The organism is Psychrobacter sp. UBA2514, assembly GCF_002341255.1.
GTDB classification, from domain to species: Bacteria; Pseudomonadota; Gammaproteobacteria; order Pseudomonadales; family Moraxellaceae; genus Psychrobacter; species Psychrobacter pacificensis.
Map to the genome: position 1 here is coordinate 68,302 of NZ_DDNS01000012.1, position 1,770 is coordinate 70,071.

General features: G+C 42.4%; 2 protein-coding genes. Both read right to left on the reverse strand.

The window, feature by feature from the left end:
- Positions 1-170: 170 nt before the first annotated feature.
- Entirely contained in the window at positions 171-479 is a 309-nt protein-coding gene (gene secG / locus B3V51_RS04370; protein ID WP_021814138.1) for a preprotein translocase subunit SecG, read from the reverse strand.
- Positions 480-694: 215 nt separating this feature from the next.
- Positions 695-1,507 carry a triose-phosphate isomerase gene (gene tpiA / locus B3V51_RS04375; protein WP_093069701.1) on the reverse strand — a complete coding sequence of 271 codons (813 nt, stop codon included), beginning with the start codon at positions 1,505-1,507 and terminating at the stop codon, positions 695-697.
- Positions 1,508-1,770 lie beyond the last annotated feature (263 nt).

Here is a 1,770-nt window from a genome sequence, read left to right on the forward strand (position 1 = left end):
GCGTGTCTACCAATTCCACCACAATCGCATTTTACTACTCTGTTTTCTAACTTCCTATCTACTATATATAATGCGTAAGGTAGGCATTAATAGATAAGGACTTGCGAAAATAGAAAAGCATTGTAAATGTAACCTACCAAAATAGCAAGCACTGACTACTCAAAAGCCACTTATTCAGGATTTTGTGTCAATGGACGCGGCGTTTGCGGTGCTGACACTGGCGCGTCTAGACGAAACTGGTCTTCGGCCTGCTTACGCGCATGCACCGCCAGCGTCATACTGGTAATAAAGAATATGACCGTTAGTACTGCAGTCGCACGCGTCAAAAAGTTGGCAGTTCCCGCTGCACCAAATACAGTACCTGATGAGCCGGCACCAAAAGAAGCCCCAGCATCTGCCCCTTTACCATGCTGTATCAAAATCAAGCCGATCATGGCAATGGCCACGATAATATGCAGGGCTAATATAAACGTAAACATGGTGGCCTCTTTTGCCGCGTAATGACGACTGATAACGGAAAATAAAACGTAAGGTTAATAAAAATAATGACTAGCATCTCATGATACCAAATCGATTATATAAATAAGGCGCATTGTACACGAATGCAAGGGTACTGTTAAACCTACTTTTACCAACTGGTAAAACCATACTGTCTATCAGCTATGATACTGATATCTGAGCGTTATTTATTTGATTAAGCATTCGCTTGACTAAAAGCATCAGCGATCGCTAAGAAGCTATCTGCTTTCAATGAGGCACCGCCAACCAATGCGCCATCAATCATAGAGTTAGAAGCAAAGCTATCAGCATTATCAGCATTAACGCTACCGCCATACAGTACGGTAATCGCACCTGCTATGTCAGCAAAGCCTGCAACGGTTTGCTTGATATGTTGATGAGTCTTACTGACCTCTGTCACAGTCGGTACTTTACCTGTACCAATCGCCCAGACAGGCTCGTACGCAATAATCAATCTCTCGGACAAAGAAGCTGTAATATCTGGCTGCTGCGCCAGTAAATCTTTGATCACTGAGAGTTGTTCATTGATAACGTCAAGTGTTTGACCATTATCATACTGTTCTTGCGTTTCGCCGATACAGAACACCACACCAAGATTTTGAGAAAACGCATGATACATTTTATTTATTAGACAGTCATGAGATTCTTTATGATACTGGCGACGCTCAGAGTGACCAAGTATCGTCCAAGTAGCTCCTGTATCTGCGACTTGCTGTGCTGAGCAGTCTCCGGTGTAAGCGCCTGTGCTTGCACTATGAGCGCTCACGTCTTGAGCGGCGCTGATTATTGGAGTATTTGCTAAGCGTGCACTGACTGCGGCCAAATGAATACTGCTTGGTGCTACCATCAATTTGCATTGACTATTAGAGGTTGGCATTTTAGCTTGATTTTTAGCATCAACCTTAGTCAGCAGGTCACTTAACAGCGCATCAACATCATGGCTAGTTGCCGGATTCTGCTTCCAATTACCGATCACCCAAGCTTGCATACTTATTTACCTTGTCTCATGTATTCGCGCCAATTCGGCTCATATGCGCGCCAGTATAACAAATAATTCGTAAGTGCTATAGTAGTGTGCTGCCAGAAGCAGCGGTGCTTTTCAATACCTATGTTCAAAAATGACAACTAAAAACAGAGATTTTGACGTATTGATTGTTTAATCATTTGTAGAAAGCCTTTAAACTAAAATAAAGTAAAGTCGTATATTGTGTCTAACAGAAATTAAAAATTATTAGGGCGTGTTGAACATTC

Bases quoted from the DNA above. Each gene is read 5' to 3' on its own strand.
- tpiA (WP_093069701.1), bottom strand. From the start codon at position 1,507: ATGCAAGCTTGGGTGATCGGTAATTGGAAGCAGAATCCGGCAACTAGC.
- secG (WP_021814138.1), bottom strand. From the start codon at position 479: ATGTTTACGTTTATATTAGCCCTGCATATTATCGTGGCCATTGCCATG.